This is a genomic window from Salegentibacter maritimus (assembly GCF_016236915.1).
In the GTDB taxonomy this organism is placed as follows: domain Bacteria; phylum Bacteroidota; class Bacteroidia; order Flavobacteriales; family Flavobacteriaceae; genus Salegentibacter; species Salegentibacter maritimus.
Map to the genome: position 1 here is coordinate 223,357 of NZ_JAEHOK010000001.1, position 20,221 is coordinate 243,577.

The 20,221-nt window shown below is 35.4% G+C and carries 19 protein-coding genes; 8 read left to right on the top strand and 11 right to left on the bottom strand.

Going from position 1 to position 20,221, the window contains the following annotated elements; all coding sequences use genetic code 11:
• Window positions 1–3: 3 nt before the first annotated feature.
• Both pelG and pelF read right to left on the bottom strand, forming a co-directional pair.
• Window positions 4–1,617, bottom strand: a complete 1,614-nt coding sequence (gene pelG / locus I6U49_RS01020) for an exopolysaccharide Pel transporter PelG (protein ID WP_198627242.1) — start codon at window positions 1,615–1,617, stop codon at window positions 4–6.
• Window positions 1,618–1,619: 2 nt separating this feature from the next.
• The gene (gene pelF / locus I6U49_RS01025) at window positions 1,620–3,143 is read right to left on the bottom strand and encodes a GT4 family glycosyltransferase PelF (RefSeq protein ID WP_198627243.1); all 1,524 of its coding nucleotides are present in this window, start codon (window positions 3,141–3,143) and stop codon (window positions 1,620–1,622) included.
• A 303-nt stretch (window positions 3,144–3,446) separates the two neighbouring features.
• Here pelF and I6U49_RS01030 point away from each other — a divergent pair, with 303 nt between their 5' ends.
• The 5 genes from I6U49_RS01030 (at window position 3,447) to I6U49_RS01050 (ending at window position 7,812) form a co-directional block, all read left to right on the top strand.
• Window positions 3,447–4,313 carry an endo alpha-1,4 polygalactosaminidase gene (locus tag I6U49_RS01030; RefSeq protein ID WP_198627244.1) on the top strand — a complete coding sequence of 289 codons (867 nt, stop codon included), beginning with the start codon at window positions 3,447–3,449 and terminating at the stop codon, window positions 4,311–4,313.
• 92 nt (window positions 4,314–4,405) lie between these two features.
• Window positions 4,406–5,806 carry a DNA recombination protein RmuC gene (gene rmuC, locus I6U49_RS01035; RefSeq protein ID WP_198627245.1) on the top strand — a complete coding sequence of 467 codons (1,401 nt, stop codon included), beginning with the start codon at window positions 4,406–4,408 and terminating at the stop codon, window positions 5,804–5,806.
• Window positions 5,807–5,930: 124 nt separating this feature from the next.
• Window positions 5,931–6,299: a 6-phosphogluconate dehydrogenase gene (locus I6U49_RS01040; RefSeq protein ID WP_193709654.1), complete on the top strand. Its 369-nt coding sequence runs from the start codon at window positions 5,931–5,933 to the stop codon at window positions 6,297–6,299.
• 2 nt (window positions 6,300–6,301) lie between these two features.
• Window positions 6,302–6,844: an acyl-CoA thioesterase gene (locus I6U49_RS01045; protein ID WP_198627246.1), complete on the top strand. Its 543-nt coding sequence runs from the start codon at window positions 6,302–6,304 to the stop codon at window positions 6,842–6,844.
• An 8-nt stretch (window positions 6,845–6,852) separates the two neighbouring features.
• Window positions 6,853–7,812 (top strand): bile acid:sodium symporter family protein, encoded by a 960-nt coding sequence (locus tag I6U49_RS01050; RefSeq protein ID WP_198627247.1) that lies wholly within the window; start codon window positions 6,853–6,855, stop codon window positions 7,810–7,812.
• A gap of 160 nt (window positions 7,813–7,972) precedes the next feature.
• Here I6U49_RS01050 and I6U49_RS01055 read toward each other — a convergent pair whose 3' ends face one another.
• From I6U49_RS01055 to rpmH, 3 genes are all read right to left on the bottom strand, one after another.
• Window positions 7,973–8,365 carry a DUF423 domain-containing protein gene (locus I6U49_RS01055; protein ID WP_198627248.1) on the bottom strand — a complete coding sequence of 131 codons (393 nt, stop codon included), beginning with the start codon at window positions 8,363–8,365 and terminating at the stop codon, window positions 7,973–7,975.
• Window positions 8,366–8,586: 221 nt separating this feature from the next.
• Window positions 8,587–11,439, bottom strand: coding sequence for a carbamoyl-phosphate synthase large subunit (gene carB / locus I6U49_RS01060; protein ID WP_193709658.1), 2,853 nt, complete (start codon window positions 11,437–11,439; stop codon window positions 8,587–8,589).
• 110 nt (window positions 11,440–11,549) lie between these two features.
• Entirely contained in the window at window positions 11,550–11,708 is a 159-nt protein-coding gene (gene rpmH, locus I6U49_RS01065; protein WP_075327124.1) for a 50S ribosomal protein L34, read from the bottom strand.
• Between the two features lie 152 nt (window positions 11,709–11,860).
• Between rpmH and I6U49_RS01070 the strand changes: the two genes are divergently transcribed.
• Together I6U49_RS01070 and I6U49_RS01075 are read left to right on the top strand one after the other, a co-directional pair.
• The gene (locus tag I6U49_RS01070) at window positions 11,861–12,376 is read left to right on the top strand and encodes a tetratricopeptide repeat protein (protein ID WP_198627249.1); all 516 of its coding nucleotides are present in this window, start codon (window positions 11,861–11,863) and stop codon (window positions 12,374–12,376) included.
• 140 nt (window positions 12,377–12,516) lie between these two features.
• Window positions 12,517–13,086 carry a TlpA family protein disulfide reductase gene (locus tag I6U49_RS01075; protein ID WP_198627250.1) on the top strand — a complete coding sequence of 190 codons (570 nt, stop codon included), beginning with the start codon at window positions 12,517–12,519 and terminating at the stop codon, window positions 13,084–13,086.
• A 42-nt stretch (window positions 13,087–13,128) separates the two neighbouring features.
• On the opposite strand, the gene cls is transcribed toward I6U49_RS01075, so the two are convergent.
• Genes cls through I6U49_RS01090 form a run of 3 tightly spaced genes read right to left on the bottom strand, consistent with a single transcriptional unit; the run spans window position 13,129 to window position 16,253 of the window.
• The gene (cls, locus tag I6U49_RS01080) at window positions 13,129–14,598 is read right to left on the bottom strand and encodes a cardiolipin synthase (protein WP_198627251.1); all 1,470 of its coding nucleotides are present in this window, start codon (window positions 14,596–14,598) and stop codon (window positions 13,129–13,131) included.
• On the bottom strand, window positions 14,599–15,549 hold the full coding sequence (locus I6U49_RS01085) for a lytic transglycosylase domain-containing protein (protein WP_193709662.1): 951 nt from the start codon (window positions 15,547–15,549) through the stop codon (window positions 14,599–14,601). It lies immediately after the preceding gene.
• A 17-nt stretch (window positions 15,550–15,566) separates the two neighbouring features.
• Window positions 15,567–16,253, bottom strand: a complete 687-nt coding sequence (locus tag I6U49_RS01090; RefSeq protein ID WP_198627252.1) for an alpha/beta fold hydrolase — start codon at window positions 16,251–16,253, stop codon at window positions 15,567–15,569.
• Window positions 16,254–16,532: 279 nt separating this feature from the next.
• Here I6U49_RS01090 and I6U49_RS01095 point away from each other — a divergent pair, with 279 nt between their 5' ends.
• Window positions 16,533–16,835 (top strand): GNAT family N-acetyltransferase, encoded by a 303-nt coding sequence (locus I6U49_RS01095; RefSeq protein ID WP_193709788.1) that lies wholly within the window; start codon window positions 16,533–16,535, stop codon window positions 16,833–16,835.
• On the opposite strand, the gene mtaB is transcribed toward I6U49_RS01095, so the two are convergent.
• The 3 genes from mtaB to I6U49_RS01110 all read right to left on the bottom strand — a co-directional run bounded on the left by mtaB (window position 16,832) and on the right by I6U49_RS01110 (window position 20,190).
• Window positions 16,832–18,163 carry a tRNA (N(6)-L-threonylcarbamoyladenosine(37)-C(2))-methylthiotransferase MtaB gene (gene mtaB, locus I6U49_RS01100; protein ID WP_198627253.1) on the bottom strand — a complete coding sequence of 444 codons (1,332 nt, stop codon included), beginning with the start codon at window positions 18,161–18,163 and terminating at the stop codon, window positions 16,832–16,834. The two genes, I6U49_RS01095 and mtaB, sit on opposite strands and share 4 nt — an antisense overlap.
• Window positions 18,164–18,482: 319 nt before the next feature.
• Window positions 18,483–18,932 carry an OsmC family protein gene (locus I6U49_RS01105; RefSeq protein WP_198627254.1) on the bottom strand — a complete coding sequence of 150 codons (450 nt, stop codon included), beginning with the start codon at window positions 18,930–18,932 and terminating at the stop codon, window positions 18,483–18,485.
• 109 nt (window positions 18,933–19,041) lie between these two features.
• Window positions 19,042–20,190 carry a cysteine desulfurase family protein gene (locus I6U49_RS01110; RefSeq protein ID WP_198627255.1) on the bottom strand — a complete coding sequence of 383 codons (1,149 nt, stop codon included), beginning with the start codon at window positions 20,188–20,190 and terminating at the stop codon, window positions 19,042–19,044.
• Between the last annotated feature and the right edge of the window lie 31 nt (window positions 20,191–20,221).

Here is a 20,221-nt window from a genome sequence, read left to right on the forward strand (position 1 = left end):
ATTTTAATAAGATGCATAATAGTAATAATCCAGGTTTTTAAAGAAACTGTATGTTTCCTTTGTAGTAAGTAGCATAAACACAAAGGATCCTACCAACATACCTACCACACTATATTCGTAAGAGACCCATCGACTTAGTAAAATTCCTATAGTAATATTTACCAAAAAGGCAATCACTATATGTAGCAAAGGCCTTCTATGTTGACCCAGTGTATACAGATATAAAACATTAAGCATACCAAGGCTTAAAAACAAGTATCCCACACTTCCCAAAATACAAACCCTAAGGCTCAATTCACTAAGATTCTCATCAAAACCCGAAGTATATCCCCAGGGCTGGGTAATTAGCAAGTATAGGAAAATTGCAATCCCCAGTGCACTAATTGCAAATAATCGTAAATGTTTAAAATACATTTTTTTCATCTTATCATTAAAGGTTTGAAAACTGGAGTACTTTGTTTCCAATTGATGAAAATCCATATGCCTTATATAAGAATGAATGGCGTATTCCATAACTCCTCCTAAAAGAAAGAAAATTAAAATTGCAAGATCCATCCCTATTTCATAATCCTTTTCGTAGTAAATAATGTAAGGTATATCTCTATTTAAAGTAGAGGACCATGCTACAAGCCTATCCAGAAATACAAATGCAAACAAAAAGGTACCATAAAGGAAATAATTAAAATTTCTGTATAAAGAGAGCATAACCTTAGGCTTCTTCTTTTCGGCTTTGTTTTGTTTTAACTTAAACTGTAGAAAGAAGTAAATATATCCCACCGAGATTAGAGAAGCGGTAAGAATACCTATCCAATGCACAAAATAGGGATGAATTGCGGTATACCAATGTAATGCCAGTGCCAATGCAGTACCTACAGAAACGCTTAAAGATAATACCCACCTTTGTTTTAAAGCATACAAAGGTGCCAACACCAAGAGCAAAAAGCCGATAAATAAAGCATATAAAAACGTGATTATTACAAAAAGAAAACTATAAAGTGGAACAACCATATTTACCAACAGCGAAAAAATAAAAAAACCTATTATAGTAAATGTTCCGTTTATAATAATTTTCCTGGTAGAATAACTAGCCATATGGTAATCTTTATTATACCAATAGTAGGAAACCTGTTTACCTATAACCTGAACAAAACCAGCACTTAAAATAAAGCCAAAAATTACTCCCAATACTACTGCCGTAGATTGCAGGTTGTTGAATTTTGAATAGGTCCAGAGCGAAAAACCAAATATTATAATAGAAACCACCTGTAGGAAAACAGGAAATAAGTGGATTAATCCAGAACTATAATCTGCAATAAATCGTTTGGTGTTTTTTGTCGTGATATATTCGGTAAGCGCTAATCGTTTAAATGTCTTTGCCTCTGCTATACGCTGATTATTGTTTTTAAGGTTTGCCAGGGTAATCGCATCATAGGCCTTATAAATATATTTGGAAAGTTGAAAAATATCATCAAAGCCATAGTCCTTTTTCACATCTACCTCCCTAATCCCAAAAGATTCTATGGTAGCAGCTACTACATAGACATTTACAGGTTTACCGTTGCGCTCTTTAACAGAAACCACAAGCTTGGCAATAGCTTTAATTTGATCCTTGTTCATCCTCAGTTAAAATCTTTAATCTTAGTCAGTTTAGCTCTTGAACCTTCAGCCTTCATCATATCCTTATATACATCTTCATACTCCCTTATAAACTTATTTAAGGTAAAGTTGTTTAAGACTTTTTCCCTTGCACTTTCCCCCATGTTTTTTCTTAGGTCCTCATCTAAAAGCAACTTCGCTACATAGCTTCCAATTTCTTCGGCATCTTTTGGTTTACAGGTAAATCCGCAACTTTCATCAAGCGCTTCTTTCACACCGCCAACATCGGTAGATACCACCGGGATTCCACAGCTCATAGATTCTATAACAGTATACGGAAAGCCTTCAGAAATAGATGTTAAAATAGAGATATCACCTTCCAGAAATATTTCCTGAGGATTGTTTCGAGGCCCCATAAACTTAAAATTATCCTGTAAACCTAATTCTTCGATAAGCTGAAGACATTCCCTGGTGTAATCCGGAACCGCTGTATCATCTCCATAAACCATATATTGCACATTAGGAATGCTGTTTTTTACCACTGCGCAAGATCTAATCATTGTTAAAATATCTTTTAACTCAAAAACCCTTGCTAAGGCAACTACGGTTGGAACATTTTTTAAATGAGACGGTTTAGGCCCGGGTTTAAAAACCTCGGGATCTATTCCATTATAAATTACTTTAAATTTTTTAGGATCTGCACCATACCATTTTTCCCATTTTTGATTAAAGGTAGTTACCGAAATAATCACATCAGATTTATAATAGGCTAAACGGGCAATAGCCTCGGAGAAACGAATTAGTAAGCTCTTTAAAAAATAAGGATATTCAGATTTATTAATAGCCAGTAACCTTTCCCTTATAAAAACCCCATGCTCTGTTAGCATGATCTTTGTCCCATATTTATAATTGGCAATAAGTGCGGGAATAAGAGGGAAACCACTTAGTGTAAGATGCGCAATATCCACCCTGGGAATATTTACAATGGCAAGCGGAATTAGAAATCTATAAATCCAGCGTAAACCCACAGTTATATCTATCAAAGAAGCATCAGGGTTGCGTTCACCAATAATAAACCTGGCTAGAATATCACGGTAGGTAAGCCAAACATGCTTATTCCTCATGGTTTCTTTAAAATCGTAGTCTTCAAAGTAAAACCATAATTGATGAAAAATGATATCCAGATCTTCTATTTGTTGGTCTTCACTATATATAAACTCAAGTAAACTTTTAAATAGCGGGATAAATTTTTGTTCAACCACCGCATCTGTGGTCCATTCTTTTTTAGCTACTGTTTTATAATATTCTTCTCCATAACTTATATAATCGTAAGGCTCGTCTGGTGTCCAAAGAGGTACTTGTATAACTTCACTTATGTTGTTACTTAGTTTATACTTTGTTTCCTTTTCAAACGAAGCATTTATGGAATACAACTTAAAATCTATATTACCAACCTTGTTACATAAGTGATGTGCCCAGGTTGAAACACCACCACCATTAAAAGGGTAGGTACCTTCTAAAATAAGTAATACGGAGGGCTTCGGCATTAAATTATCTTTTAATTCAAAAATATAGGAAAAAATGTCATTTATACACTTCCAAACCAGAAATTATAAGCGCCTTTCCAGCTATTAAACTTTTTTCAATGAAACTTCTTTAGCGTTAAAAAATATGGCTTTTTAAGCATAATAAATACAAAATCCACAATTAATCGTTTGGTAATTTCACATATCTTTGCCTTAAATTTCAATAAGTAAATGAATTTAGCCCGAATTCCAATATTTATTTTTAGTTGTTTACTCATTTTATGTCAGAATAGCACAGCTCAAGAGGTAAATTACCGCCAGCAGATGCGAAATTTAGTTATTGAAATTAGTGAAAACGCAAAAGCTAAAAATGAGAATTTCCTTGTAATTCCCCAAAATGGTATAGAACTCATACTTTCCGAATCCAAAAATCCCGCTTTAAACTATTTGAAAGCTATAGACGCGGTAGGACAGGAAGATCTATTTTATGGTTACCCTGAGTTTAACCAACCTACCCCTAAGCCAGACATCACTTATTTGCTAAAGCATCTTGAAATTGCAAAAAATCAGGGAAAAGGAGTATTGGTAACAGATTATTGCTCTACTTCCCAAAAAATAGCCAATTCCTTCTGTTTAAATAAAAAAAATGAATTTATCTCTTTTGCAGCCACTCGAAGGGAATTAGATGAAATCCCGGACTATGCCATTTTTAATGAAAATAAAGCAGATATAAATCATATTTCTGAAGCTAAGAATTTTCTGTACCTGCTCAATTACGCCAATTATCCAGGCAAAAAAGATCTTATAGCTGAAATTGCATTCACCAATTACGATTTAATTATTATAGACTTGTTTTTTAATAAGGAAGCTTTCACTGCTGAAGAAATAAAGAAATTAAAAAAGAAAAAAAATGGTGGAGACCGACTGGTAATTGCCTATATGTCTATTGGCGAGGCAGAAGAATATAGGTATTACTGGAAAGACTCCTGGAACAAAAATCCCCCAACCTGGTTAGCGGAAGAGAACCCATATTGGAGCGGGAATTTTAAAGTAAAATATTGGCATCCCGAATGGAAAGGACATATATACAGGAATAAAGATGCTTATTTAAAAAAAATAGTTAATCTTGGCTTCGATGGGGTCTATCTGGATATTATAGATGCTTATCAATATTTTGAAGCAAGTAATTAATTTTCTTTCCCCTTAAATAAGCATTAAACTAAGCCCAGAATTTTAGAACAATTCGAGCAAATAAGTATCTTTGGGAAAACTGCTAATTTCCCATGATTAACTACCTACTTGTTACTGCCATTTTTATTGCTCTCTTCCTCGGAATTTACTTTGGCAAACTAATTTCTGGTTTGAAAAGTAAAAATAAGGAAGCTGTTTTAGAGGAAAAAAACAATCAACTATTACTTCAGGTAGAAGAAATTAAAACCCAACTAAACAACAATTTAAACAATTATAAGGCTGAAATTTCAGAACTACAAAATAAAGCCCAAATACAATCTGAAAAAATAGAGAACGAGCGTGAAGAAATACGCCGCGAAAAAGATTTTCTTAATACTGAACTAACAAAAAGAAACGCCGAGTTTAGAAACCTGGAGCTTAAAAACAAAGAACAAAAGGTCGAGGTTGAGAAACTTCAGCAAAAATTTGAAAAAGAATTTGAAAACCTTGCCAATAAAATTCTGGAGCAAAAGTCAGAAAAATTCACACTTCAGAATAAAGAAAACATTCAGAATTTATTAAATCCTTTGCAGGAGAAAATCCTTCATTTTGAAAAGCGTATCGAAGAAGGAAATAAAGAAAGCATAGACCGCCACGCCATGTTAAGGCAACAAATTATTGGTCTTAAAGAGCTTAATGAGCAAATGAGCAAGGAGGCCACCAACTTAACCAAAGCTCTTAAAGGCGATACCAAAACCCAGGGGAACTGGGGCGAAATGATCTTAGAGCGTGTTCTGGAGCGCAGCGGACTTAAAAAAGGAAGTGAATATTCAGTTCAACAAAGTTTTACCAATGCCGATGGCAAAAGGGTTTTACCCGATGTGGTGATTAACCTACCCGGTGACAAAAAAATGATTGTAGATTCTAAAGTTTCGCTTAATGCTTACGAACGTTATAGCAATGAAACTCGCGAAGAAGAAAGCAAAAAGCATTTAAAAAATCATTTAACCGCCATAAAAAACCGTATCAACGAGCTAAGCAATAAAAATTACCACCAGTTATACCAAATGGAGAGCCCAGATTTTGTTTTGCTTTTTATCCCTATAGAAGCTGCTTTTGCCGTTGCTTCCAACGAATATCCTGGATTGTATGCTGAAGCATTTGATAGAAATATTATTTTGGTGACCCCCACCACCCTACTGGCTGTGTTAAAAACCATAGATAGTATGTGGCAAAACGAAAAGCAAAAACAAAATGCAATCGCTATCGCAACACAGGCCGGTGCATTATACGATTCCTTTACTGCTTTAACCGAAGAACTCACAAAAATAGGCAGGCAATTGGGAACTGTACAAAATTCTTATGATGTAGCCATGAAAAAGCTTACAGGCAAGGGGAATTTACTACGAAGAGTAGAAAATCTTAAAAAACTTGGTGCGAAAGCCAGCAAACAAATAGATCATAAAATGCTATCGACTATAGAAGAGAGCGATATTGAAGAACCCAACAAATAGACTAACTTGCAACCAATTTCAAATTAGGAAAGCAGAAAGATTATTTTGATTTCCAGGCAAACCCTGGATTTTTTAAACTCGATTATCAAACGAAAAAATACTTAGCTATCAAAACATCGAAAAAATGAAAAAGACACTTTTTGGAATTTTAGGAGTCATTATACTTCTTTTTATCGCCTGGTTTGCTTTTATCTATTTTGTGCCCTACAGCGAGGGCACAAGAAGCGGTGAACTTATAAAATTCAGTAAAAAAGGCGTTATTGCCAAAACCTGGGAAGGTGAAATTAGCCAGGGAATTAGCGGTGCGCAAATCTTCCAGTTTTCGGTTTTAGATAATAACCAGGAGGTTATTCAAGCTCTCCAGGAAAACGAAGGCAATTATGTTAAGCTTAAATATAAAGAGCGCTACGCTACCTTCTTTTTTTGGGGAGACACCAAATATTTTATAACCCAGGTAGAAGAAGCCCAATCCCCACATTTTAGAGACAGATAATTATGGGCCATTTTAAAAAAGTAAAAGATTCACAGGTAGATATTTCAGAATTAATGCTGCCTTCACACTCAAACTTTAACGGTAAAATTCACGGAGGTTACATTCTATCCCTTATGGACCGTATTGCATTTGCCTGCGCCTCTAAACATTCGGGTGCATATTGCGTAACGGCCAGTGTAGATACGGTAGACTTCTTAAAACCTATAGAAATTGGCGAGTTGGTAACTATGAAAGCCTCGGTAAATTACGTAGGTAACAGTTCTATGGTTATCGGGATTCGGGTTGAAGCCGAAAATATTAGAACAGGAATAAAAAAACATTGTAATTCTTCTTATTTTACGATGGTTGCCAAAGATAAAGATGGAAAATCTATTGCCGTACCAGGATTACACCTAACTACCGATGACGATATTAGACGTTTTGCCAAAAGTATAAAGCGAAATAAAATGACGATAAATAGAAAACAAGAATTCAGCGAAACCGATTTTTCTTCAGAAGAATATGTGCATTTATTAGAGAATTATAAGGTTAAAATAGATAAATAGCTTGGCAATTGAAGTTTAACGGATTTATAGCAGCCATTTTTTTAGCGATCCTTATCGCCTATTTATTTCCTGAAGGTGTCGTGCTTTTCCCACTTAAAACCATCACGGATATTGGAATTGGATTTATCTTTTTATTCTACGGATTAAAATTATCTCCAACAGAATTTAAACTGGGCTTTTTAAATTATAAAGTTCATATTGTGATTCAATTGACCACATTTGTAGTGTTTCCGTTACTCACACTCTTATGCCTACCACTTTTTGAAAACGGAACCGCTTCAAACCTTTGGATTGCCCTGTTTTTTCTTGGCACCCTTCCTTCTACCGTTTCATCTTCAATTGTAATGGTTTCCCTGGCAAAAGGCAATTTACCTACCGCGATCTTTAACGCCAGTCTTTCAGGAATAATAGGGATTTTTGTAACTCCAATTTGGTTAAGTTTTTTTCTTAGCCATAATGCCAGTTTTGAGTTTTTAGATGTACTTTTAAAATTATTCCTACAAATAATTCTTCCTTTAATTCTGGGGTTAATCCTGCAAAAATTTCTTGGTGAATTCGCTAGAAAACATACTAAAAAACTTAGCCTGATAGACAAAACTACCATTATACTAATTGTTTACTCCAGCTTTAGTAACTCCTTCTCCTCCAATATTTTTAGCAGTGTAGCAACCCAGGATTTATTAAAACTCAGTGGAATAGTGGTTATACTCTTTTTTGTAGTTTATTTTGGACTGGCTTTACTCAGTAATTTTTTAGGATTTAAGATTGAAGATAAGATTACTGCACAATTTTGTGGCACAAAAAAATCACTTGTTCATGGCTCTGTAATGGTAAAAGTGATTTTTGGAAATGCCGCCAATACCGGGCTTTTACTTTTACCCATTATGATCTACCATTCCCTGCAGTTAATATTAATTGCTTTTTATGCTGAAAAATACCGAAAACGGGTATTGCGTGCTGAAACTTAAGAAAATACTGCTTAGATGTAAGTTTATGCTGATTCTTGTTAGATGCAGAAACAAGTTCAACATGACGATTTACTCAATAATAGTAATATCATCAAATTAGACCTCCTAATAAATTTCGGAGCTAGCTTTGAATCAGGATGACATTTATATCTTAAAACATTTAAAGATAACTTGCGATTTCAGCAATATTGATTGTAAAAAAAATCCAGCCAAGAATAAGTAAAAGTCCGCCAAGTGGTGTTATTGGCCCTAAAACTTTTATTTTCCTTCCTGCTGAAGCGCTTAAGGTTAATCCATAAATACTAAAGGAAAACAAGAATATTCCTATAATAAAAAACCAGGCAATAAGCTGCTGGGAAACCCCGATAAACGGAAAAACAATTCCCAATATAATAAGCATAATCGCATGGTACATTTGATATTTTACGCCTGTCTCAAAACTTGTTAACTGGTCTTCAGAAAAACGTTTTTTTAAAGCGTGTGCTCCAAAAGCTCCAAAAACAACCGCAAGTGTGCCGTAGATTCCACCAATTATAAGTACAAATTCTTTCATAAATATTTTTTAAAGGCTAATAGGTTAACTACTTAAATTAGAAAAACCTACAAGATATTAAAATCTTGTAGGTTTTTGGTTTATTGTGTTGTCTAAAAAGATCCGGCTTCGTCAAGCTTAACTTGTTTCAGCTTCTAGCATGTTTGAACTTTCAATGAAACAAGTTCAGAATGACGATTTATAAAATCTTTTCAGATGGCCTATTCTTTAAATACTATTTCTTATTTACTCAAATACATTTTTCTTCTACTGTAAAGCTCATAAAATGCATCATCCCTAAGACTATCTATAAAAAGAATACTTTCTCCGGTACTCTTCATCTCTGGCCCAAGTTGTTTATTCACTTTATGGAACTTATTAAAAGAGAAAACCGGTTGTTTTATAGCGTAGCCTTCTAACTGCGGATTAAAGTTGAAATCTTTAACTTTCTTCTCACCCAGCATTACTTTAGTAGCATAGTTTACATAGGGTTCTTTATATGCCTTAGCTATAAATGGAACCGTTCTGGATGCCCTTGGGTTAGCCTCTATAATATAAACCTTATCATCTTTTATGGCAAACTGAATATTGATTAAGCCCACCGTATTAAGTGCTAAAGCAATTTTACGGGTATGATCTTTAATTTGCTCCATTACCAGGTCTCCAAGATTAAATGGAGGTAGCAGCGCATTAGAATCTCCCGAGTGAACCCCACAAGGTTCAATATGCTCCATAATTCCTATAATTTGTACATCTTCGCCATCACAAATCGCATCTGCTTCAGCTTCAATGGCACCATCCAGATAGTGGTCTAACAATAATTTATTATTCGGAATTTTTCGAAGTAAATCTACTACTGTTTCTTCCAGCTCATCTTTGTTGATCACAATTTTCATTCCCTGCCCTCCTAATACATAAGAAGGTCTTACCAGGATAGGGAAATCCAGGTCATCGGCAAGTGCCAGGGCTTCATCTGCAGTTTCGGCAGTACCAAATTCAGGGTAAGGAATGTTATTTTCCTGAAGCAGTTTAGAGAAGCTTCCTCTATCTTCGGCCAGATCCAGCGCTTCGTAACTGGTTCCCATAATTTTAATACCGTAACGCTCTAATTTTTCAGCAAGCTTTAAAGCAGTTTGGCCTCCAAGCTGTACAATTACCCCTTCCGGTTTTTCGTGACGAATTATATCGTAGATATGCTCCCAGAAAACAGGTTCGAAATAAAGTTTATCGGCTACGTCAAAATCTGTAGAAACCGTTTCGGGGTTACAGTTAATCATTATCGTTTCATAACCACACTCCGATGCCGCTAAAACACCGTGCACACAACTATAATCAAACTCAATTCCCTGGCCAATTCGGTTAGGACCAGAGCCCAATACTACAATTTTCTTCCTGTCGCTAACCTTGCTTTCGTTATCTACATATCTTTTGCCATCTGGCGTTTCAATTTCAGCTTCGAAAGTAGAATAGTAATAAGGAGTTTCGGCCTTAAACTCGGCTGCACAGGTATCTACCAGTTTATACACCCGGTTTATTCCTAAATCTACCCTTTTATTATAAACTTCACTCTCTAAACAGTCAAGCATATGGGCTATTTGTCTATCGGCAAAACCTTTTTGTTTGGCTTCCAGTAATAACTCTTTAGGTAGAGAATCTTTATCAAATTTTGAAATTTCTACATCCAGCGCATAAAGTTCTTCATACTGGCGCAGGAACCACATATCTATTTTAGTGATCTCGTGAATTCGGCTTAATGGAATTCCGGCCTTAATCGCATCATAAATTACAAACACACGATCCCAGCTGGCATAAGTAAGTTTTTCTATAATTTCGTCGTACTTGGTATAGCTTTTTCCATCTGCTCCAAGTCCGTTTCTCTTAATCTCCAGAGATTGTGTAGCTTTATGCAGTGCTTCCTGGAAAGAACGACCTATTCCCATTACCTCTCCTACAGATTTCATTTGTAGGCCTAAAGTACGATCTGCTCCTTCAAATTTATCGAAATTCCAACGTGGAATCTTTACGATCACATAATCTAAAGTAGGTTCAAATAACGCCGATGTTGACTTTGTAATTTGGTTTTCCAGTTCATCTAAGTTATAGCCTATAGCAAGTTTTGATGCAATTTTTGCAATTGGATATCCGGTTGCTTTAGAAGCCAAAGCCGATGACCTTGAAACCCTTGGGTTAATTTCTATGGCTATAATATCTTCTTTTTCGTCTGGACTTACCGCAAACTGCACGTTACACCCACCGGCAAAATCTCCAATGCTGCGCATCATTTTTATTGCCATATCACGCATACGCTGGTAGGTAGAATCGCTAAGCGTCATAGCCGGTGCAACCGTAATTGAATCTCCGGTATGAATCCCCATAGGGTCCATATTTTCTATAGAACAAATAATAACCACATTATCGTTCTTATCCCTAAGCAATTCCAGCTCATACTCTTTCCAACCTAAAAGCGCTTTATCTATTAACACCTCGTGAATTGGTGATGCCTCGAGCCCATAGGTAAGCATTTCATCAAATTCTTCGGGACCGTGAACAAATGAAGCACCACTACCACCCAGGGTAAAAGAAGCACGAATTACTAATGGAAAACCAAATTCCTGTGCTACTTCTTTCCCTTCAAGATAAGAAGTTACCGTTCTTGCCGGTGCCACGGGAACTCCAATTTCACCCATAAGTTGCTTAAACTTATCCCGGTCTTCGGTAATGTTTATGGCGTCTATATCTACACCAATAAGTTTGATTCCAAAATCTTCCCAAATTCCCTTTTCATCGGCTTCAATACACAGGTTAAGTGCAGTTTGTCCACCCATAGTAGGCAAAACAGCATCTATGTTTGGATGTTTTTTAAGAATTTCAATAATAGATTTGGTCGTTAAGGGCTTTAGATAAACGTGATCTGCCATAGACGGATCGGTCATTATCGTTGCCGGATTAGAATTAAGCAGGATAGTCTCTATACCATCTTCACGTAATGAACGCAAAGATTGGGTTCCTGCATAATCAAATTCACAGGCCTGACCAATAATAATAGGCCCTGAGCCAATAATAAGAATACTTTTAAGGTTGTTGTTTTTAGGCATTTTTTGTAAATTGTAGCATATTAAACTTAAAAATAAGGAAGCGCTTGGATATAAAAAAAGGCGTTACTAAAAAAAGTAACACCTTTAAATATTTTAAAAACTAATTATCATTAGTGCTTATGTCTGTTTTCAGAAGAGACAGATATTTTCTTTCTACCCTTAGCCCTTCTTCTGGCAAGGACTTTCCTTCCGTTTGCACTAGCCATTCTTTCTCGAAAACCGTGCTTGTTCTTTCTTTTTCTCTTAGATGGTTGAAACGTTCTTTTCATTTTAAATATCTTTAAATCTTCTGTATAATCGTTTTTTAGCTCTCTGTAAAACTGCGTGCAAATATACAAAGCTTTTTAACTATTACAAGAGGTATTTTAAATTATTTTTAATTGTTTTTGCTACCTTTGCCGCTTTAAAAATAAATACATTTATGTTTAACAAGAATATCAAGTTAGTTTTAGCAGGAGCTGTATTAGGCGTTGCAATTTGGCAGTTTGTAGAAGGAAACATTGGAAATGGTATCATGTTTATACTTCTTTCCTTAATTTTTGTATTCCTGTATTTTAAAAACGAAATGATATTACTTGCTTTCTTACGCTTAAGAAAACAAGACTTCCCCGGAGCAAAAAAGTGGCTGGATAAAATAAAAAATCCGGAAGCTACCCTTACACAAAAACAACAAGGCTATTATTGGTATCTACACGGTCTTATGGTTTCACAAACAAATATTACCCAGGCTGAAAAATTCTTTAAACGCGCTATTAAATTAGGTCTTTCTATGGATCAGGATTTAGCCATGGCCAAACTTAATCTTGCCGGTATTGCGATGACCAAACGCCGAAAAAGAGAAGCAACCAATTTACTCGCCGAAGCTAAAAAGCTAGATAAACACGGCATGCTTAAAGACCAAATGAAGATGATGAAGCAACAAATGAAGAAAATCTAACTTTATTATAATTTTCGTTAATTTCTATTTTTATTGATAATTCAAAAGATTACAGCGCAAATATCGCCCTCTTATCGATAATATTTCAATGCCTTCTTCTACCGAAGTACTTTTGTTATATGTAGGCTAGAAGAACGTGCATGAAACATTTTTTACTCTTTCTTTTTATAATTTTCAGATTAAATATCCAGGCACAAACTGAAAAAAGCGATAAGCTTTACTTTTCTGATGCGCTTGCTATGCACTTACCTAAATATGCTGTAAAAGCAAAAGAAGCTTATAGGCATAGGGAGTTTAAAAAAGCAAAACACTTGTTCGACACGCTGGTAGAAACAAAATTAAAAGGAACTTATATAGATAATTTTAAATTTTTAAACCTGAAAGATAAAACTGTTGCTTTATACGATTTTAAAAAGCCGGTTTACCTCTTAACTTATGTTTCCTGGTGTATTCCCGGCAAAGGAAAAATTCCTGTCCTAAATGAGCTTGCTAAGAAATACCAGGATAAAATAGGTATTGCAATCTTATTTTGGGATACAAAACAAAAAGCTAATGAACATAAAAAGAAGTGTTTTTCACCATATAACTTATCGAAGGAAGCTTCTTTTAAACTTAATTACGAGGCTATTAATTCTGGCATAAGCAATAATTTGCTTGGAAAGTCAGGGCAAGAAGCTCCTGAAAATTTTAGGGAAATATCCCCACAATAGAAATTGATCGTAAAGTCTATTAAAAAACATACTTTAACACCCTTAAAGTAAAGGAGCCCAAAGCCTCGCCAGTGCTTCCCTTATTTTTTCCGTTGAAGGGCGCTTTAACCAATCTTCTAAGATCAATTCGGTAGTTTCTTCAAGGTCAAAATTATACACTTCAGTCATTTCTTGTGCCACCCTAGTATCATATAAAAAAGCATTGATTTCAAAATTTATATCAAAACTGCGATTATCAAGATTACAGGAGCCGATACTGGTTAGCACACCGTCTACCACCATAGTTTTGGCATGAACCATCCCTTTATGGTAATGATAAACCTGAACACCAGACTCCAGTAATTGCTCTATATAAGAATTGGTAGCATAGCGCGCAATCACTGAATCTCCCTTTTCCGGAATAATAATCTTTACTTCAATACCAATTCGGCTGGCCATACAGAGCGCGGTAAGAATCTGATTGTTGGGAATAAAATAAGGTGTGGTAATATAAATATATTCTTCAGCCGTGTTAATTGCCGTTAGAATGGCTTCCATAATATTCTGCCAATCGGTATCAGGGCCACTGGCAGCAATTTGAACTGCTGTCCTTTCTGGTATTCCAATCTTCGGGAAAAACTCCTCTTCAACTTTTAAGACTTTTCCGCTAATAAAATTAAAATTAAGTAGAAATTGTGCCTGTAAAGATTTTACCGCATGCCCTTCCACTCTTAGATGTGTATCCCTCCAAAACAATTTTTCTTTTGGATTTTCTTCAAAATTCACATATTCATCACAAATATTAATGCCGCCAATAAAGCCTATATCACCATCTATAATGGCCATTTTTCTGTGATTACGATAATTTAATTTGCGTGTTAGATTTGGAAACCAAACCGGCATAAAAGGAAAAATTTCAATCCCATAGGATTTCATTTTCTTTACCGCTTTAGAGGAAAGCCTGCTAGCTACATAATCATAACTAACCCTTACTTTCACCCCTTCTTCCGCTTTTTCGCAGAGCAATAAAATGAGTCGGTTTCCTATTCTACCGCTGTTAAAAATATAATATTCAATATGAATATGATGCTTTGCCTTTTTAATATCTTCAAATAAGGCTGAAAACTTATTTTCGCCATTTATAAGAACCCTGACTTTATTTTTAAAGGTGACTGGCTTTTTTTGATTATTCTGAAGCAAACGAACCAGTTTCATTTTTTCCTCGATAGTACCTCTCCCACGATACTTCTCGATAAGTTCCTGCTCATTAAGTATTAACTTTTCTTCCCAGCGCTGAATGATATTTTTATCATAAAGTTTCTTTCGGTTAAACAACTTACTTTTTCTAAATTCCTGGGCAAAAAAGTAATAGACCAAAAGGCCTATTACCGGTAGGGCTAATAATGCAAAAATTAGGGAAATACTTTTTACAGGCTCTCTAAAATGCATCAATTCGTAGCCAATCGTTATAAAAACGATAAGGAAGTTGGCAGAAAGTAAGATCCACCAGATATTATCCAGGAAATAATTCATTTATTTCACAGCCGTATAAGAATTTTCTTCAGGAATCTTAATTTCATATTCTTTTCTTGAGGCATTATTTAAATGCGCTTCCCTAAGCCAGGGATTATGGATCTTTAGGATTTTATAATTGATGTTAAAATGTTTCGCAAAATCAGCGAAATCATTCACCACGGTATCTACCTTTACAGTCCTTGTTGGAATATTTTTATAAAGATGCTTTTCTTCAAAATTAAAACCGTATTGCTCCGGATTGGTTAATATTTCTTTTAAAGCCAAAATCCTAAACATATAGCGGCCGGTTTCTGTGTTTAACAATAATTCGTAATAGTCATCTACCTTTTGGCGTTCCAATTGCCTTTCAACTCCCCTGTTCCCGGCATTATAAGCGGCAGCTGCCATTGTCCAGCTACCAAATTTTGCTTTAGACCTCTTAAGATAATCGGCGGCAACACGGGTAGATTTTTCAATATGGTAACGTTCATCTACATTATCATTTATTTCAAGGCCGTAATCTCTTCCGGTTCCTTTCATTATTTGCCAAAAACCTCTGGCACCGGCCGGAGAAACTGCCTGGGTTAAACCACTTTCTATCACGGCCAGGTATTTAAAATCGTCTGGAACACCTTCTTCCTTTAGAATAGGCTCTATAATTGGAAAGTATTTATTTGCCCTTTTTATTAAAAGCAAGGCATTAGATTGCCAGTAAGTATTCACCAGTAATTCCCTGTCCATTCTCTCATAAATGTCTGGATCATCTAAAGGCACTTCTTCTCCGGCAAAATTTATATTTTCTGGCATCGGTAAAGCGTAAATATTGTAGTCTTTTACCGGCCTATCGTTTGCGTTGGTTTTTACATATTCCTGTATTTTGGAATTGGGGGCCTGTTGGGTTGCATTAACACTTACAAACACAATGGTAAGTAATCCCACTATTATTAAAGCAGATTTTAAAATTTTCATAGCAATTATTTTTTATTTTATTTTTCTTCAATTTTTCCTGAAAGTATTAATTCAGGTAGGTACTTATTAAACCAACGGTAACGATTTAAAATCATTATATGCGTACCGTTTTTAACATTGATATAATTTGAAATATATTTAGCGGGAAAAATCTCATCTTTATCCCCATGAATATGAACAATATCTTTTCGAGCTTTTGCACAACTCCATAAAACCATATTTTTTATGGCCCAGTCTAGATACCGTTGATTTCTAACCGAAAGATACTGTCTATACAGTTTTGCTCTTTTTTTTATAAAGTCTCCCACCGCAATTTTCTCAAAATGGTCTACATAGTCTAATAAGCTTGTAGGTATAAGTTTAAATAAACCTGTACTTGCCGCATACCGCATACGTCTTGGCAACTCTGCCCTACATTTTACGCTAGAAACTATAATAAGCCGTTTTAAGTCTAGGCTTTTAGCCATTTCCTGCACAATAACCCCACCAAAAGAAACCCCTATCAATACCGGATTTTCGTGTTTTACATATTTATTCATACGTAGGGCATAGCTTTTTAAGCTTTCGTCCTTTTTAGGAATAATCCATTCTAAAAAATGCATTTTAAAACGATCTTCGGGAAGTTTTATAAATTCAAAAATAGATGAATTTGCGGCCATTCCCGGCATAAAATAAACATGAATCAACTCTTTTTCATTAGTCATTTTAACAAGTATATAACACTCTCAATTAGCCTAAAACCGTAAATTTACTTATCAAAATTACTGCTAATTATTTGGCTTTCACAATTGAAAGATTAAAAATAATATACAAATCCTCAAAGCCTTTTATTTTTATGATTCTTATCAGGATTTCAACTTTCAAAGCTTTATTTAACTACCTTTATATCAAGAACTAAAAGTAACTTTTATTGGTCCATTTTTATTCTTATTTAGGATAACCTATACTGTTTTAAAATAGCTATCACAAAAAAAAGAGAAATGATGAATGCTGAAGAAATTATAATTACCGACAACGAGTTCTTAAGACAATTTGAAACTACCATTAACGATCAACTTGCCACCATAGAATACTCTCAACAAGAACGAAAAATTTTTCTTACAAAAGTTTTTATGCCCGAGCCTTTAAAAGAACAGGGATATATGGATGCTTTTATTGAAGCCGTGCTGGAGGAAATAAAAGATCGAAACACGCGTGTAATGCCCACCAGCCCCGATATTGCTAAATTTATGAGAAAGAACAGGAGAAAATATAAAGACTTGTTACCGGTAGGAATTAATATTTAAAGCGCTACCTTTTCTGCAGCAAACTCAAATCTAACTATACCATCTTCATCAATTGAGGTGAGTTTTATTTGATGTAGTGTATTTACCAATGCAGGGTCCCAGGGAGCTTTCACTTTTACATAGTTTTCAGTAAATCCGTGAATATAACCTTCTTTATTTTCGCCCTCAAAAAGTACGGTGCAATTACTTCCTAACTGGCTTTCATAAAAAGCCCTTCTTTTCTTGGCCGAAAGCCCACGTAGCATTTTACTTCGTTTTTTTCTAACTTTATTAGAAACCACACCTTCCATTTCTGCTGCAGGAGTATTATCCCTTTCAGAATAGGTAAAAACATGCAGGTAAGAAATGTCTAATTCATTTAAATAATTATAGGTTTCTAGGAAACGTTCTTCTGTTTCTCCGGGGAAGCCTACTATAACATCAACCCCAATACAGGCATTAGGCATCACTTTTTTTATTTGTGCCACTCTATCGGTATAAAGCCCACTCATATAGCGTCGCTTCATAAGCTTTAATAACTCATCGCTTCCACTTTGTAATGGAATATGGAAATGAGGGACAAAGGTTTTGCTTTGAGCAACAAAATCTATGGTCTCGTTTTTCAATAAGTTGGGTTCAATAGAAGAGATTCTTAAACGTTCAATCCCATCAACCTTATCTAGAGCTTTTACAAGATCAAGAAAAGTATGCTCGTGTTTTTTATTACCAAATTCTCCTTTGCCGTAATCGCCAATATTTACGCCGGTAAGTACAATCTCTTTAATACCCTTTGCCGAAATCTCAGCAGCATTGGTAAGTACATTTTCCAGTTTATCGCTTCGTGAAATTCCTCGAGCTAGCGGTATGGTGCAATACGTACACTTATAATCACAACCATCCTGAACCTTTAAAAAGGCTCTTGTCCTGTCGCCAATAGAATAAGCTCCCACATAGAAATCGGCTTCATCAATTTCGCAAGAATGAACTTCACCCATCTCATTTTTAGAAAGGTCGTTAAGATAATCGGTAATTTTAAATTTTTCAGTAGCTCCCAGCACCAGGTCTACCCCCTCTACATCGGCAAGTTCCTCGGGCTTTAATTGCGCGTAACAGCCAACAGCAATCACAAATGCATCCTCATTTACTTTTTGCGCTTGTTTTACAATGGTTTTAAAGCGTTTATCGGCATTTTCGGTCACCGAGCAGGTATTAATCACATAAATATCAGCTGCTTCAGAAAATTCTACACGTTCAAAACCTTCATCCTTAAAAGATCTTGCAATAGTAGAAGTTTCTGAAAAATTGAGTTTACAACCCAGGGTATAAAATGCGACCTTCTTAGTATTCATACATCTGCCTGTTTCTGTAGAAGTTAAATGTTTTTTGGGGCTGCAAAGATACCAACAATTATTGTTTTAGGAAAACATTGTTTTGGTTATCGGTTTTCAGTTATCAGTTCTCAGTTATCAGTTCTCAGTTTTGAGTTTTCGGTTTATGGTCATCATCGAGGAGGCGATAGCCAACGTGACATTCTGTTGTTGAAATTCGCCTTCAAGTGTCATTCTGAACCTGCCCGTCAAGGCAGGCTTTCTTCAAAATGACGCAATGCACAAACAATTAAAAAAGATTGTCGCGCTCTTTACTCACTAGTTGTTACTTTGAAAACCACTATACTTCTACCGATGCGATTTTAATTTCTGGTTCCAGAATAATCTTAGACTTTATAGAGTTGGAGATCAAGCAGGCTTTTTCGCTCTTTTCAAGGATGCGTTTTGCCCTTTCAGCATTGTTTTCGTTAGAAATCTCCAGAATGGGTTTCAATATAATCTCTGTCATTTGAAACTTCCCATCAACTTTATCTAATTTTCCTGTAGCTTGAGATTTAAAACTGACAAATTCAAGTTTAGAATTTTCAGCAATTGCCAAAAAAGTAGTCATCAAACAACTTTCTACAGCAGCAACCAAAAAATGTTCGGGAGACCAAATATTAGGGATTCCTTTTGGAAAATCGGGCGGGGTTGCAGTTTCAATAATATCGCTTAATTCGGGAGAAGAAACTTCCCCCTTTCTATCTTCTTTCCAGGTTAAGTCTACCCGGTATTCGTGTTTATGGGCCATTACTATTTATTTTAATCCCAAAAAAGGGTAATTACATAACAAAGTAACGGCAATTTAAAACCTTAAAATATGACCTGGATCAGCCTCTTAAAGACTAATTTTGAATCTTTTAAGATTCAATAAAGTCTTTTAGGGTATTTACCACGTAGTCTAATTCTTCTTTGGTATTAAAACGTGAAAATGAAAAACGAACCGAGGGCTTTTTAAGATCTTCATCATCTAAAAATGCGTTTAAAACGTGCGAACCTTTATCGCTTCCACTTTGGCAGGCGCTACCCTTAGAGCAGGCAATTCCTTTTAGATCCAGCTGAAACAATAGCATTAGTGCTTTATCTTCTGGTACCGGCAAACATACATTTACCAGCGTATACGTACTTTTTTTTAAATCGGCACATTCACCATTAAATTTCACACCGGGAATTTCAGCCTTTAACTTGGAAATAAAATGAGCTTTTAAATCACTAACATAGGCTTTTTCTTCGGCTAAATTATCTAAAGATAGTTTTAAAGCTTCTTCCAGGCCTACAATATTATGAACTCCTTCGGTGCCGGCACGATGGCCACGCTCCTGCTCTCCTCCAAAAATAAGTGGTTTTAATCCACTGTTTTTTCTAACAAAAGCAAATCCCACGCCTTTGGGACCATGAAATTTATGAGCGCTTACCGCTGTAAAATCTACCGGGATTTCACTAAAATCAAGATCATAATGACCCACCGACTGTACACAATCTGAATGAAAAATTGCACTGTGCGTTTTACACAGTTTTCCAATTTTTTTGATATCTATTTTATTGCCAATCTCATTATTTACGTGCATCAGACTCACCAGTGTTTTCTTATCTGATGCTTTCAGCAACTCCTCTAAATGAGTTTCCTTTATATTTCCGCAGGAATCTAAATCAACATAAGCCACTTCAATATCAAAACAATCCTGAAGCTGTGCTACAGTATACAAAACTGCATGATGCTCAATTTTAGACGTGATAATACGTTTTACGCCAAGATCTCGTACAGCAGAGTTTAGGGCAAGATTATCGGCTTCGGTACCTCCGGAAGTAAACACAATTTCAGATGCTTTAACATTTAAATAACCGGCTACGGTTTTACGCGCCTGCTCAATTAAAGATTTGGCAGACCGCCCAAAAGAATGTGTAGAAGATGGATTTCCATACACCTCTTTCATTACAGAGGTCATTTTATCTATTACTTCGTCACGCATTTGCGTGGTTGCGGCAGAATCTAGGTATACATTTTTCATCGCTGCAAAATTAAACGAAATAAAATTATTT